The sequence below is a fragment of the Lysinibacillus sp. A4 genome, assembly GCF_024919535.1.
GTDB lineage: Bacteria > Bacillota > Bacilli > Bacillales_A > Planococcaceae > Lysinibacillus > Lysinibacillus capsici.
In genome coordinates this window covers 196,126-210,249 of the sequence record NZ_JANWTB010000004.1, presented here as the reverse complement: position 1 = coordinate 210,249, position 14,124 = coordinate 196,126, and the positions used below count along the sequence as shown (strand labels likewise).

Genomic DNA, 14,124 nt, shown 5'->3' with positions numbered 1-14,124 from the left:
GAGAGTGAAGAATAGTTTCTGGTCTGAAATCATTAGGAGCTAATAGTAGGGGTGAAATAGGGATATGCATGGGGATTAACTGGACAATTTGAAGTTCATGTCAGAAAGAAGATGTGCTGTAAGGAGTGACAAGCTGGGGGTAAATGAATGAATATGGAAAGAGGCTGGGACATAACTCGATTATATTGAAAAATAATAAAAATAGATATTAACTTTTTCACTTCAAGTAGTTAAATATGCCTTCCTGAATCAAAAAAATGTTAGACCAATTATATCTTGGTCTAACATTTTTTCTTTTTGTCCCAGCCTCTTTTATAATCTTAACATTAAATTCTAAAGAATCTGTGTTAATTCGGAGTTCACAAACCGTTGGGCAGCAATAATTACACCTGAAGCTGTTCGTCCATAAACGCTATATATTCCACCATTTTGATTTGGAATAATTTCAACTTCATATTGAGCTCCAACTACACCAGGCGTTACAAAAGTAGAACCATTGGCAATAGCGGCAAAAGGAGTTGTTGATAATAATTGTCTTGACCCATCTAGTCGAAAAACTCTTACTACGCCAGTTAATAAACCTCCCGTAAGGTTAAGAATTTTGACACGAACACTAGCTGCATTAGCTGGTTGATTTCCTGTATTTTCAATTGGGCCAGTAGTTAAACTCATTTATTTCACCTCCAAATAAACAAAATTTGTATAATCTGCAGATTATATTTTCATAGTATGAAGTATTCTGTATACTCTCTAGTCTTATTAATCAATCATTTCTATAAATTAAAGAAAAGTGTGGATTGGTTTAGTAAGCAATGCGAAGTATGTAAGTGGAGGTTAACCTATTTCTCATGACATAGTACCTTAGTAGAACATCTAATAGTGGAGCTATTGAACAATATGAGGAAAGAAACTAGTGTCGCTGGATTGGTAGTGACTCTAACATGAGAGAGGCCGTGACGGTCAACTAGCCCCACAAACGAATAAGGGTGTGCGATACACGCAATCATTAATTTGCAATTAAAGATACATAAAAAAAGCCGTAGTGTTTGCAGACGCTACAGCTCGAATTGGTTGATGCCTTTAAAGTCAATCTAGTAAACGTAGTATATGATAACTTAGGAGGACGAAACTATGTAACAGGGCAAACAACAGTTACTAAAGATGGCTGAAACAATCGAGGAGGCAAGGCAGCCAGTAACGAAAGCTGATAAAAATAGCTAAATTGGAGTGATTGAATCAACATTACCAAAGGCATGTGGGCACAAAAGTTGTATACAGGAATTACAACGGCGTATATATTCATTAAATGATCGAATTAAGGAAATGGTGCAAAAGCGCATTTCGATAGTGCATGCGGATAGAGAGGTTGAAATACTTCATAGATTGCTTGATGGGATAGCATACGCGCTATTGGAAGCTCATGAAATGATCAAGTACGACAACAAATGATGAAGTAGCCGAGAGACTACTTCTTATAAGTTATTTCTAAAAGTATTTTTAAGCGGAATTATTTTAGTATGAGATCTGGATAAACGATGTGCTTTCAAATAAGGTCATTCAATCTAAAGCTCTTTATTTTTATGCCATTTCATTAGTTTTTTCAATATCTTCTACTTTGATAAACTTTAAGACAACAAACAGGAGAACGAATCCCAAAACACCTGCCGTAATATAGCTGGCATGAAGATAATTTTTCATGACAAGTGACATAATAGGAGGACCTGCTGCAACCCCTATAAATCGTGCCGAGCTGTAAAAAGAGGATACGGTTCCTCTTAACTCTTTTCTAATATTGTCAGTAATAATTGTGTCAAGTGCAGGCAATAGTGCACCAATAGCAATCCCCACTATACTCGTAACGACTAATAAAAGAATCAGTTTTTTACTTGTAAACCCAACAAAGACAATACTGACAGACATTGCAATCAAGGAGGCAATAATTATTTTTTTAATCCTTCCTAGGTTTCCTTTAATTTTTCGACCAGATATAAATGAAGCTATACAAAGTAATAAAAGCGGGATGGCCAGGACAAACCCTTTTTTAATCCCTTTTATATCATGAACTTTTTCGAGGTTTTCTGATAAGAAAAATAGCATACTAAATAATATGAGCATCACAAGGACCCCGTTAAGGAATACGGTATATAACCATTTTCCTTCCTCCTTGAAAACTTTTTTTGTATTCCGTAAAAACTCTTTGAGCTTCAATGGTTCATCATCATCTTTAGGAGCTTTAACGAAGAAAAAAATTAGTACAATCGAAATCAAACTAAGCGCTGAAATGGAAAAGAAGGGCAGGAACCATAAAAACGCAGCAAATATTGATCCTAAAATGGGACTTAACACTTTCCCAAACGTATTAGACGTTTCAATTATCCCTAATGTAGAACTTATTTTTTCGTCATCATCCTGGTAAAGATCACCTACAAGAGGCAATACGATCGGCATTGCACCAGCGGCCCCAATTCCCTGAATAATTCTTCCAGCGATAATCATTGCGTAGGGGTCATCCATTTTCCATGAAGCAAATCCAGCAATCAGACCACCGATTAAAGCTAAAATTAAGCTTGGTAATATCACTATTCTTCTGCCAAAGCGGTCCGATAAATAGCCAGCTACGGGGATCAGAAAAATAGCTGCGACTGAATAGCTTGTTATGATCATGCTCGACTGAAATGATGTGATCCCGACCTTATCCTCCAGTATAGGGAGCACGGGAATAAGCATTGAATTTCCAAGTGTCATGATGAGCGGAATAGAAGTCAAACTTACAATACACCAGACACTTATATTAACCTTCTCTTGGTCCATTACCACACCTCGACTAATATTCTTTTAAAAGGTATGGTTTCCTTTCATGTTTATTTTATGCGCTGTCGGTGAGTTTATTGGAATAACACTTGGTAAGCCTGCATCCCAAAGTAGATCCCGAAACCAATCATTAATAAGGCCGAGATAAAAGAGACCGTTTTCAAAAGCTGTATAGATAATAATTTTCGAGCGACACTGGATAAAAAGGCATAAATAAAATCTACAAAAATAATGCCCATCAAAATGGCGATACTCACCAAAATGATTTCATACCCTGTTGAGATACCAGCCGTTTTTGCGAGTATGGAGCCGTATATTCCCAGCCAGAAAAGGATGGTTAGCGGATTCAAAAAAGACATGAAAAATCCAGTCATGAGGGATTGTCTCAGTCGTGTCCTTTTCCCTGTTTTCGAATCCATCTCAATTTTATGTAGCGATAGTAAATTTTCGATACCGGTGTACAAAAGAACAAAACAGCCGAAGGACCAAAGGATTGTTTTTAACCAGATGGAATTGATAAATTGGCCAATTCCAAAATATACGATAAACATATAGATAATGTCAGTTGCTATGGCACCCAGACTAAAAAACCATGCATGAAAAAAGCCATTTTTTAAACCTGTATTCAATAGGACAGTCTTAACAGGTCCAATTGTTGCAGCCATTGATATGCCTAAAAAGATAAAGGTAAATATAGAATCCATAAAATAGCCTCCAATAATCAAATGTAATGGCATTTTATTCGAAGGCCATAACTTTTAGGACAATCTAAAAGGGCATAAAAAACATGCGGATTTAATATGTCCTTATCGCACGCTAAACTAATTATATATAGCATATTTATCAAAGAATATAGTTTCGTTTTTGTCTTTAAATTTATCCTTTAAAACAAATAATTCAATCAAATTCGTTCATAATAATGAAAAGGACGTGATGACTATTCTAAATGAGAAGAAGATATCAAAGCTAAAAAATATGTTAATTGAGCAAAAACACTCGCTCCAACGAAGAATGGATACAGATGATGAATATTTAGAACGAGGTAGTTTACGGGATTCTGTTGATGGGTTGTCCACAATCGATAATCATCCAGCAGATCTGGGTACCGAATTATACGAGCGTGAAAAAGATATGGCGTTAAAAGTCCATGACACTGATGAGTTAGCAAAAGTAAATACGGCCTTACAAAAGATTGAGGATGGTTCCTATGGCGTATGTGAAGTTTGTCAACAAGATATCCCATATGATCGATTGGTGGCACTGCCTTATACCTCTTTTTGTATTGAACATACTGCAAAAGACGTTCCAACAGATCGACCGGTTGAAGAGCAAGTGATGCTTCCTCCAGTTGACAATTCTTTTGCTGGCCGTGATGACAAGGATGATATTCATGACTATGAAGATATGTTTCAAGTTGTAGCAAAATATGGAACTTCTGAAACACCTTCCGATTTTGAAGGGGATTTTGAAGATTATGATGAATTATATGAAGATCCTGAAGAAATTGCGGTTAATGACGAATGGGATTCATACCATATCTCTGAAACTGATGAATTAACACGCCAAGTTTCCATTCAGGAAGTAGAACACGCGAGAAAATTTGATTATTTAGAGGATTAAATGTGGGATTTAAAAAGATAGGCGCAATTGTTATAAATGAATGCTTTAATAAACATACATGGCCAGCCCATATATTTTAAGAGAAAAGATATTACCCCAGTTTACATGTTTTATTAAGAATAATATGTGAAAAATAAATTATTTCCTTGTTAAAAAGATCACTTCATATAGTGGTCTTTTTATAATTAATCCATAAAGGTTTAGTAAAATTGTCTATTTCATTTGTCCCTTCATTGAATAATGTAAAAACAAGGAGGATGATAAAATGGGTTTCGACAATTTTAATAGAAGTGAAAAGGAACCAACTAATAAAAGAATTAGCAGAATTCATGATGATTGTGAAGAAAGTTGTAATAACAAAAATATCCATCAAGGAGTACAGGTACCACAAGAACCTTTAGGTACAGGTCTTCCAGGGTTTGCTTATATTTATGATACCACTGCTCAACCAGGTATCCCGAATAATGGTTCCGTTACTTTCAATACAAATGGTAATATTACTCCTGCAGGGTTTGTAACACATGTACCAGGAACAGCACCTATCATTATAAATCAAACGGGTATTTATCTTATTACCTACGAGGTGTTTGTTACAGGTGGCCCTAATGCATTTGCTCTTTTCAATGGCGACAACCAAATAGCCGGTTCCAATTATGGAGACAATTCTGGTAACTTGGAGAATGGTCAAGTAATAACGACTTTAAATTCATCGGATGTTCTTACTTTGAGAAATATTCATCCAAACCCAACAGCTTTATTAAATTTAGTTATTCCTGACATTCTAGTTATCAGCGCGTCTATTGTCATTTTAAGATTAGCATAAAGCTTTTATTGCGAGTCACATCTAATAGGTGTGGCTTTTTGCATTTATAGATTGGTTTTGAAATTTGAAAGTGAACTGCACCCAAATTGTTACATTGTGTCTAACAATTGGGGTGCAGTTCAAAATAGGGTGTTTTTTATTGGTGAGTATCAAGTAGTTCTCCCTTTAGATGCTAGGTTATGATTGGGTGAGAAGTGATAATGATGAAAAATATATTGTGAAGTTTTACCCTAATAATGGTTATAAGTTAGGGAGAGCATAAATGAATATAAATAATAACACAGCCCAGACTCTTCCATACAATTAAGCTTAATCAGAGAAATCATTGTAGACAATTTCGCTGGCGGGGGTGGGGCAAGTACAGGGATTGAAATGGCTACTGGAGACCGTTTTATACTTACGACACTAGTAAAAGAGGAAAAAAAGTATTGATATTGTGGATTAAGGTTTTAAATAAATATAAAAATATAAGCTGTAACGTGTGATGACGCTGCGGCTTTTTTTATTTACTATGTAATTTTCTTATATTATGCAGTATTTAAATCTCTATATTGTTATCTAATGACAAGAAATAATATAGGTTAGTGCAAGAAGGAATAGTAGAAAATAACGTTGAATTGAAAAAGTAGAATTCCAAAGTGAAAATAAATTATTAAAGGAGGAAGTATTGTGACTACACCTGATTATAGATCACCAATTAAAAACCAAATCGGCGGTGTGTTTGTTCCAGTTCGTAACCTAGAGAAAGCAAAAGAATGGTACAGAAAAATACTTGGTTTGGAAGGGGGAGAAGAATATTTTGGACATTTATTCGTGGCACCCATGAAAGGTACAGCTGGATTAATTTTAGATTCCATGCCAAAGTGGAGAAAAGATGATGGTGATATTTCCACTTTCCAAGTTCCATCAATTCAGCTTTTAACCGATGATATTCAAGCTGCTTATCAATTTATGAAAGAAAATAATGTTGAGCTTGTTACAGAGATTCAGGATAATTTTTATTTTGTGTTTAAAGATCTTGATGGGAATTTATTAATGATTTGCAAAGAAGTATCTTAAAAAAATGATTGAACTTCAATTAAAAATCTAAATATTAGGGAAAGACAGAACGAAGAACGACCTGCGCCTCACAAACATGTGCGAGGCAAGACATACACGGCCGGTCCATAATTTTTAAGAGATTAGGTATCTTAATAAATTTAAAGGTTAGATATTTACAATCATTTCCACGACTTCTTTTTTTGTTATGATAGTTAAAGAGGAGTGGAATATTATGCTTAACATTTTACAAATTGTTTTTGCTATCATTACTGTCTCTCTTTCAGCTTACCTACTTATAACACGTGATTACGATCTGATTTTTTTAATAGTATTCTTCTCAGGTTTATTCATGTTAACTAAAGGAATTGAAGCATTTCAGAGCGAGAGAAAAGTTTATGGTTGGTTATTAATCGGGTTATTTTTATTTGCGGTTTATCTCTCAATGTATCAATTCACAGCTTTATATGACCAAAGTTAAGGAGTTGTAAATACCTTGATATTTATTCTTCCACTTTCGAGTAACTGACCATTTTTATCGATAATGTCTGCCTAAATGGCCTCCATATCGCCAAGTTCGTATACTCGCTTGAGTAGAACCTCCAATAATAAAGAAAGCTCTTGGTTTTCGGACTTGATGTTACTCGAAGTCTTTGAACCTTATAGGAACAACATTATCAGGCGCATAAACATCGAGATAGCACAGAGTTTACAAGCTGGAGAAAGCTATACAGACAGGGCCATTAGAATCGAAAATGTGATGGGATGGACTAGAAAGAAAGGAATTGTTGTCGCCCGAACAGAAGGTGGTTGAGTGAGGTCTCAAGTTGATCTAGCCATTGAGGAACAGGCGACCAAAACAGCACGGCTCTCTACAGTCTGGTTGTCATCACTTGATACGAGGGTTCGTAGTTAGATGGTCAGAAAGTAATATAGATGGTTACTATCACTATGGTAAGTGGAAATCGAAAGCACCGAGATGATAGAGAATTGCTTCCATAGATAAACAGTGCCGTTGCCATACGATTTATATGGTGAATGGAAGTTACCTGAATGACGAACGAGGCAGAGACTACATGGACGATACCTACCAAAGGCAATTGGCCTCTTGTATTGACTGTCTTAGGACTAACTTACATTCAAGCTTTCACCAAAGCGTACAAAGAGGTTAAGCCACCAACCGTCACATTGCCTTTTATGCGTTATGAAGAGTGGAAGAAAAAATGTAATGGTGAGGTATAGTAAGACCGAATATACACAATCAGCTGTTGCTTCTTTCAAGGCTGTACTTGCGATTATAAGTGAAAATAGTGTATTATAGCTTTCATGTTGTAAACAAAAAGGGCGGATGTAATGAAATATAATAAGACAGTTATGCTAAAGCTTATAAATGAACATCGAACATTGCATGATGAATTAAAAAAGCTAAAATCTGAAATGGGTTTAGAGAAAAATTTCGCAGTAAAGGCATTGTATCATTCATTTGTTGCAGAAGATGGTCCTTATATGAAAGAATATCAGGATTTAGAGCGATTACAATAAATCTTAGTGCCACTAACAAAATTGTTGGCAAGCTAAGTCATATTTTTTAGGGCAATAATTTAATACTAAGTTTGTAATTGAGCCATTCATTTTGAATGGCTTTTTATTTTATCTTTTTTCTCATAGACGCTATAAAGAACGAGAACAAATACACTTTTGAGCAGTTTAGGGATTCTTATGGATAACTAAATTGGGCAAGGAACCAGAAGCCTAGCGTTATTTTTATTGTCTAAATCAGAATATAGTTTTATAAAGTGCAAGTAAACGGCAGGCGGGGTAATGTAAGCGTTGAGTTTATATGGTTTTCATGCATAATAGAAACCGAGGGAGATGATTCTAAGTTGATGGTAAAAAATGTCAACACCGAAGTTTCAGGAGATATAATTGTTACCCACCTGATAGGTCAAATAAAAATTGAAGACGTTCATGATTGGTTTAATGATTTTGAAAAGATTTGTCAACAGTTTATTTCTGAAGGTAGAGAATACAAATTATTGGTAGATAGAAAAGGATACATCCCAGCTCATTTTTCTGTTCAAAAAGAATGGAAAGATAAGTTCTTGAATAAAACAATGCTAAAACACAGCAAAGCAATTGCGTTTCTCCTTGAAGAGGGAGAGATAATGAACCATTTAAAACAATCCAACACAAAAGAGTCTGTTGAATTTTTCGATAATTACGAACTGGCATTCAAATGGTTGGTTGAGTATACAAAATAATAGTCTTTATCTAAAGGCAGAAAGAGATATGACATGGCTGGAACCTAGACTGTGTAGCAAAGTTCCATATGTAGAAAAAATAGTTTCAGGTTCTTTAAGAATTGTATCGTTTAAAGGCTTTAATTTTGATAAAACTCCAGAAACAATAAACAAATAACCGGGCACTCAAATGAGTACTTGGTGTTTTTGTTGGTTGTTTTGTACCTGCTCGTGCATGTTTATTTAATAATTATTCATAAAGTGGTACCCCGAATAGTACCCCACTTAAAAGTGTTTATATGGAATAAAAATTTATATTAGAAAAATCAATATTTATTTTAAATACCAAGAAAAGTAATGCTCTATTTTTCACCGTTCCAATTTCCTTAGAGCAAAAACCCCACCAAATCAACATTTTTACGCTATAATGTAGGACGAGGTGAAGAAAATGTTTGTGAGTGAGAAACAGATTGAAATACGGTACGCAGAGACCGACCAAATGGGCGTGGTGTACCATGCGAACTATATTATTTGGATGGAAATTGGGCGTACCCAGCTTGTAAGTGATGCAGGCTTTGAGTATGCTGCCTTAGAAAAAGATGGCTATGTATCGCCAGTGATGGATTTATCGATTTCGTATAAAGCAGCCATGCATTATGGACAAGTGGCAACGGTGCGCACTTGGGTAGAAAAGCATGATCGTTTACGAACGACGTATGGCTATGAAATTTTACATGAGGATGGCACGGTAGCAGCCACAGCTCAATCCGTACATATTCTTGCGCATAAGGATACATTGCGACCGGTATCATTAAGTAAGATTGACCCAGCTTGGGATGCCAAATATAAAGAAATTGCCGTCGAGGCAAAATAGGAGAACAATAGATGGAAATGTTTATAGCTTTAGGCGCTATTTTGGCAGCTCTTGGTGTTGTTTTAGGTGCTTTTGGTGCACATGCACTCAAGGATAAGTTTGCCTCACCGCATTATGCAGCCATTTGGGAAACGGCTGTGCAATATCAGATGTATCATGCCTTAGGGATTCTAGCCCTTGGCATTCTATCCAATGCTGCATTTTTAGGAAGCTCTAGCTTGCTTTCCTGGGCAGGCTACTTAATGTTTATAGGGATTGTATTCTTCTCTGGTAGTCTATATGTGCTAGCCGTGACAGGTGTGAAAAAGCTAGGTGCGATTACGCCAATTGGTGGCATGTTATTTATTGTTGCGTGGGTGCTTGTTATAATAGCTGCCTTATCCTAATACAGAAAAAGTAACGAGAACGTTTTGATGATTTATATCATTGGCGCTTCTCGTTTTTTAGTTGATAGGAAGAAAATGAAACAATTTGTCTGATTTTGCGTATTACATAGTATGAAGAGATGTTAAAATAAGCTAAACATCAATGTGAAGGTGGGAATATTTATGGGTTTATTGAAAGCAGGCGTTGGGGCATTAACAGGTGTTTTAGAGGATCAATGGCGTGAATATTTTTATTGTGAGGCATTATCCTCAGATGTTCTAGTAACTAAGGGTATTAAACGCACTTCTAAACGAGGTTCAAATAAAGGAAATGACAACATTATTAGCAATGGCTCGATTATTGCCATCAATGAAGGGCAATGTATGATGATTGTTGAACAGGGGAAGGTTGTAGAGTTTTCTTCAGAAGCTGGGGAATATGTCTATGATACATCTACAGAGCCTTCGATTATGTATGGCTCAGATTTATCTCATGGCATTATGGAAACATTTAAACAGATAGGCAAGCGTTTTACATTTGGTGGAGAACCTGCTAAAAATCAGCGAGTTTATTATTTTAATAAAAAGGAGATTGTTGGCAATAAATATGGTACTCCCGCACCAATTCCATTCCGTGTGATTGATCGTAATATCGGATTAGATATCGACATTGCCATTCGTTGTCATGGTGAGTATTCTTATAGAATCATTGATCCGTTATTATTCTATACAAATGTATGTGGAAATGTAGAGCGTGAATATACGCGAGAGGCCATTGATAGCCAGTTAAAATCAGAATTAATGACAGCGTTACAGCCAGCCTTTGCACAAATTTCAGCAAGTGGCGTTCGTTATAGTGAAATACCTGCGCATACGGTTGCGTTAGCAGACGCACTCAATAAGGTATTATCAGAAAAGTGGCTTGCTACACGTGGTTTAGCTGTTGTGTCATTTGGGATTAGTACCCTAAAGGCTTCTGAGGAAGACGAAGCCATGATAAAACAACTACAACGCAATGCGGTTATGCGTGATCCAGGTATGGCTGCTGCCCATTTAACAGGCGCTCAGGCAGAAGCGATGATTGCAGCTGCTAACAATGATGGTGGCGCTATGGCAGGCTTTATGGGGATGAATATGGCTGCACAAGCAGGTGGAGTCAATGCTGGTCAGCTTTATCAAATGAATGAGCAAAATAAGCAAGCGCAAATGGCTCAGGCTGCGATGCAAAATCAATCAGCCAAAGCACCTGGTACATGGACATGTGCATGTGGTCATGACAACACAGGGAAATTCTGTTCAAATTGCGGTGCAGCAAAACCAGCGGAAGAGGGCTGGACATGTACATGTGGAGCGGTGAATAAAGGAAAGTTTTGTAGCGAGTGTGGCTCTAAAAAACCAGCTGGTGCTTTACTCTATGCATGCGATAAATGTGGGTGGGCACCAGAGGACCCTGCCAATCCGCCTAAATTCTGTCCAGAATGCGGCGATGTTTTTGATGAAAAGGATGTCAAGTAAGGAGATGATGACCTATGTCAACGCAAGAAGTTGAACATGTCAAACAAGTAAAGCTTGACTTTGATGCGGAATGTCCATCCTGTAGTGCATCCATTGAGTTTAATCCTGCTACAGGTAAGCTGACTTGTCCGTATTGTGGATTTGAATCTGAAATTGCAACCCCTGAGCAAGAAGAGGAAAAGGTTGCACAGGAAATGGACTTCTTAAAAGCAGAGGAACGTGGGAATTTCAATTGGGGCGTGGAGAAGAAAACAGTTATTTGTAAAGCTTGCGCGGCCGAGACAATTTATGATGCTCTGCAGGTCGCTGACAGTTGTCCTTACTGCGGCTCAAATCAGGTCATGGAAGCGAGCGCTGAAAATACGCTTGCTCCCAATGGCGTATGTGCTTTTGAAGTAACGGATAAGCAGGCAGGAGAACATTTTCAGAAATGGATCAAAGGTCGATGGTTTACACCAAAGGCTGCCAAAATAAGTGCAAAGCCTGATGCCTTTAAAGGGGTATACCTCCCGTATTGGACGTTTGATTCAAAAACAAGCTCCCGATACTCCGCAAGATATGGACGACATCGAACGGTTACGGATAAAGATGGTAAAACGCATACTGAAACAGATTGGTATTCAACAAGTGGGTTTTATCAGGAATTTATAGACGATCATTTAGTGAGTGCCACAACACGCTATGATCGAGACATGATGCGAAAAATTGAACCATTTAATCTTCTTAATAATAAGGCCTATAAACCTCAATATGTAGCTGGATTTTTATCAGAGCGTTACAGTGTTGGTTTGCAGGATGGCTGGAGCCAAGCAAAAAGTGAAATCCATGATCATCTCCATGCGCAGATTACGGCCAAAATCCGTTGGGAAAATAGGGCGGATGTAGTATCCAATCTACGCTTTTCCACAAACCATGATGATATTACATACAAATATTTAATGTTACCGATTTGGTTATCTTCTTTCCGCTATAAGGAAAAGATTTACCGCTTTATGGTGAATGGACAAACGGGTCGAGTTGGTGGTAATGCACCTATTTCACCGCTTCGTGTAACAATTGCTGTTATTTTATCATTAGCAGTAATCGCTCTGATTTGGTATTTCTTTATGTCTGAATAATAATAAACAGTATGCCAGTAGGAGCCTCTTATTGTCCTTTTGGGATACTGTTTTTTTCATAAAATTGTCCTTAAATACTGGGTAAATGACTGAATTAATTGACTGGTATAGGATAATCATCATCCATTATCACGGCTGTCATTGCGTCAAGTTGCATAGATTAAAGGGAGAGTAAAATATCAGAACAGCCTTGGTTGGACAAAAGCATAACGTTGCAAGATGGTGTAACAAGCAACCTACTATGTAGGAAAGTCGTTAGAAATAATGCAATTATGGTGGTTAAAAATTAGGACGGATTTCCATTAATGATGAGAAGTGAAGTTGCGATTTTACTTTAAACAACTTATTATACAGTCAGAGAGCATTTTTTAGGCTAGTCATGATAAATGTAATGTTATTTTGGAATAACAATGAAAACGTTATTCATATTGGAGGTTTCGATGATGGACGCAATTGAAGTGTTAACAAATTTAGATCAAATACATGGGTATTATCAACCGATATTTAGCGCAGATGCGCATACGGTGATTGCCTACGAAATTTCCGGATATCTACAAATTCAAGGTCAGCAAATTAATTTAAAGGATTTTGTCAACAATGAAGATATTCCAGAAGAATATCGAATTGATATGGAACACAAAATTTTACATGCGGCATTAGCCAAAATTGATGAAATTGCACCAGAAATTGATATTTATATCCCAAGCAATCCAAATTTATTGATGCAAGATTTTGGTGAAAGTCATTTTAATATTATCCAACAATATATAGAGGAAAAAGATTTACAGCGTATCGTACTTGTCGTATCAGAGCATCGTTTTATAGGGGATATTAACAAATTACATCACGCCCTACGCTATTTTACGACGTTTGGGGTAAAAATTGCCGTTCAGGAAGTAGGAGCCGAAAGTCATTTAGAGCATATTGCGCTATTGGCACCACATATCTTAAAGGTCAATACACGTGATTTAAATTACGATTCTTGGTCTGCTCAATCGGACATGATTTCTGCCATTGGTAGCCTAGCTTATAAAATTGGAGCGAATCTATTATTTGAAGATATTGAAACGGTTTATCAGCTACAATTTGCTTGGAAAAATGGCGGTAGATTTTATCAAGGGCCATACCTAGCAAATCCAGCTATGACTTTTGTTGATAAGGATATATTAAAGGAACGTTTTAAAAAAGAATGCCAGCAATTTATTACTTCCGAAAAGAAAATGCTGGAGGCGCAATATTTGCAGCTGAAAAAATTAAGGGAGGAATTAGAGGCGATTGTTCACCGTGTGAAACCAACAAGCGACAATGTCTCCCATTTAGAGTACTTAGCTGAATTATTGGATAACTACTCTTTCCGTCTCTATATTTGTAATGAGGATGGGTTCCAGTTAACGCCTAACGTTATGCGAATTGATGGGAACTGGGAGCTACAGCCACGTGCCATCAATAAAAATTGGAGCTGGCGCCCTTATTTCCTTCAAACGATTATCAAAATGCGCAACGATCAAAGTGGGGAAATCTCTGAATTGTATCGGGATATTGAAACAGGAGAAATTACAAGAACATTCTCCATTGCCATCAACGAGCATGAATATTTGTTTGTTGACCTTTCCTATGACTATCTTTATGAGCATAAAATCTTTAGATAATATTAGTAATTTCTTTAGTGACAACATTTCATGGGTACAAATTGCAATTCGATCTATTTATTTTAATTAAA

The 14,124-nt window shown here is 36.6% G+C and carries 15 protein-coding genes; 12 read left to right on the top strand and 3 right to left on the bottom strand.

The window, feature by feature from the left end; translation table 11 throughout:
* Positions 1-333: 333 nt before the first annotated feature.
* The 3 genes from NY607_RS09680 to NY607_RS09670 form a co-directional block, all read right to left on the bottom strand.
* Positions 334-672, bottom strand: a complete 339-nt coding sequence (locus NY607_RS09680; RefSeq protein ID WP_048392571.1) for a hypothetical protein — start codon at positions 670-672, stop codon at positions 334-336.
* Between the two features lie 906 nt (positions 673-1,578).
* Positions 1,579-2,811, bottom strand: coding sequence for an MFS transporter (locus NY607_RS09675; protein WP_259419586.1), 1,233 nt, complete (start codon positions 2,809-2,811; stop codon positions 1,579-1,581).
* 74 nt (positions 2,812-2,885) lie between these two features.
* The gene (locus NY607_RS09670; RefSeq protein ID WP_048392575.1) at positions 2,886-3,515 is read right to left on the bottom strand and encodes a LysE family translocator; all 630 of its coding nucleotides are present in this window, start codon (positions 3,513-3,515) and stop codon (positions 2,886-2,888) included.
* 235 nt (positions 3,516-3,750) lie between these two features.
* Between NY607_RS09670 and NY607_RS09665 the strand changes: the two genes are divergently transcribed.
* The 12 genes from NY607_RS09665 to NY607_RS09610 all read left to right on the top strand — a co-directional run bounded on the left by NY607_RS09665 (position 3,751) and on the right by NY607_RS09610 (position 14,053).
* Entirely contained in the window at positions 3,751-4,431 is a 681-nt protein-coding gene (locus tag NY607_RS09665; RefSeq protein ID WP_259419691.1) for a TraR/DksA C4-type zinc finger protein, read from the top strand.
* A 265-nt stretch (positions 4,432-4,696) separates the two neighbouring features.
* Positions 4,697-5,254 carry a hypothetical protein gene (locus tag NY607_RS09660; protein WP_103118266.1) on the top strand — a complete coding sequence of 186 codons (558 nt, stop codon included), beginning with the start codon at positions 4,697-4,699 and terminating at the stop codon, positions 5,252-5,254.
* A 669-nt stretch (positions 5,255-5,923) separates the two neighbouring features.
* Positions 5,924-6,313, top strand: a complete 390-nt coding sequence (locus tag NY607_RS09655; protein ID WP_131520072.1) for a VOC family protein — start codon at positions 5,924-5,926, stop codon at positions 6,311-6,313.
* Positions 6,314-6,527: 214 nt separating this feature from the next.
* Positions 6,528-6,773 carry a DUF3953 domain-containing protein gene (locus NY607_RS09650; RefSeq protein ID WP_131520073.1) on the top strand — a complete coding sequence of 82 codons (246 nt, stop codon included), beginning with the start codon at positions 6,528-6,530 and terminating at the stop codon, positions 6,771-6,773.
* A 572-nt stretch (positions 6,774-7,345) separates the two neighbouring features.
* Entirely contained in the window at positions 7,346-7,534 is a 189-nt protein-coding gene (locus NY607_RS09645; RefSeq protein ID WP_131520074.1) for a hypothetical protein, read from the top strand.
* Positions 7,535-7,645: 111 nt separating this feature from the next.
* Entirely contained in the window at positions 7,646-7,834 is a 189-nt protein-coding gene (locus NY607_RS09640; protein ID WP_054550360.1) for a hypothetical protein, read from the top strand.
* Between the two features lie 254 nt (positions 7,835-8,088).
* On the top strand, positions 8,089-8,553 hold the full coding sequence (locus NY607_RS09635) for an STAS/SEC14 domain-containing protein (RefSeq protein ID WP_237898112.1): 465 nt from the start codon (positions 8,089-8,091) through the stop codon (positions 8,551-8,553).
* 427 nt (positions 8,554-8,980) lie between these two features.
* Complete coding sequence (locus NY607_RS09630; RefSeq protein WP_004225136.1) at positions 8,981-9,406, top strand: acyl-CoA thioesterase; 426 nt, start codon at positions 8,981-8,983, stop codon at positions 9,404-9,406.
* Between the two features lie 11 nt (positions 9,407-9,417).
* Complete coding sequence (locus tag NY607_RS09625) at positions 9,418-9,792, top strand: DUF423 domain-containing protein (protein WP_259419584.1); 375 nt, start codon at positions 9,418-9,420, stop codon at positions 9,790-9,792.
* Positions 9,793-9,954: 162 nt separating this feature from the next.
* Positions 9,955-11,286 (top strand): SPFH domain-containing protein, encoded by a 1,332-nt coding sequence (locus NY607_RS09620; RefSeq protein ID WP_259419583.1) that lies wholly within the window; start codon positions 9,955-9,957, stop codon positions 11,284-11,286.
* Between the two features lie 14 nt (positions 11,287-11,300).
* Positions 11,301-12,404 carry a TFIIB-type zinc ribbon-containing protein gene (locus NY607_RS09615; RefSeq protein WP_131520077.1) on the top strand — a complete coding sequence of 368 codons (1,104 nt, stop codon included), beginning with the start codon at positions 11,301-11,303 and terminating at the stop codon, positions 12,402-12,404.
* 443 nt (positions 12,405-12,847) lie between these two features.
* Positions 12,848-14,053, top strand: coding sequence for an EAL-associated domain-containing protein (locus tag NY607_RS09610; protein ID WP_036076413.1), 1,206 nt, complete (start codon positions 12,848-12,850; stop codon positions 14,051-14,053).
* Positions 14,054-14,124 lie beyond the last annotated feature (71 nt).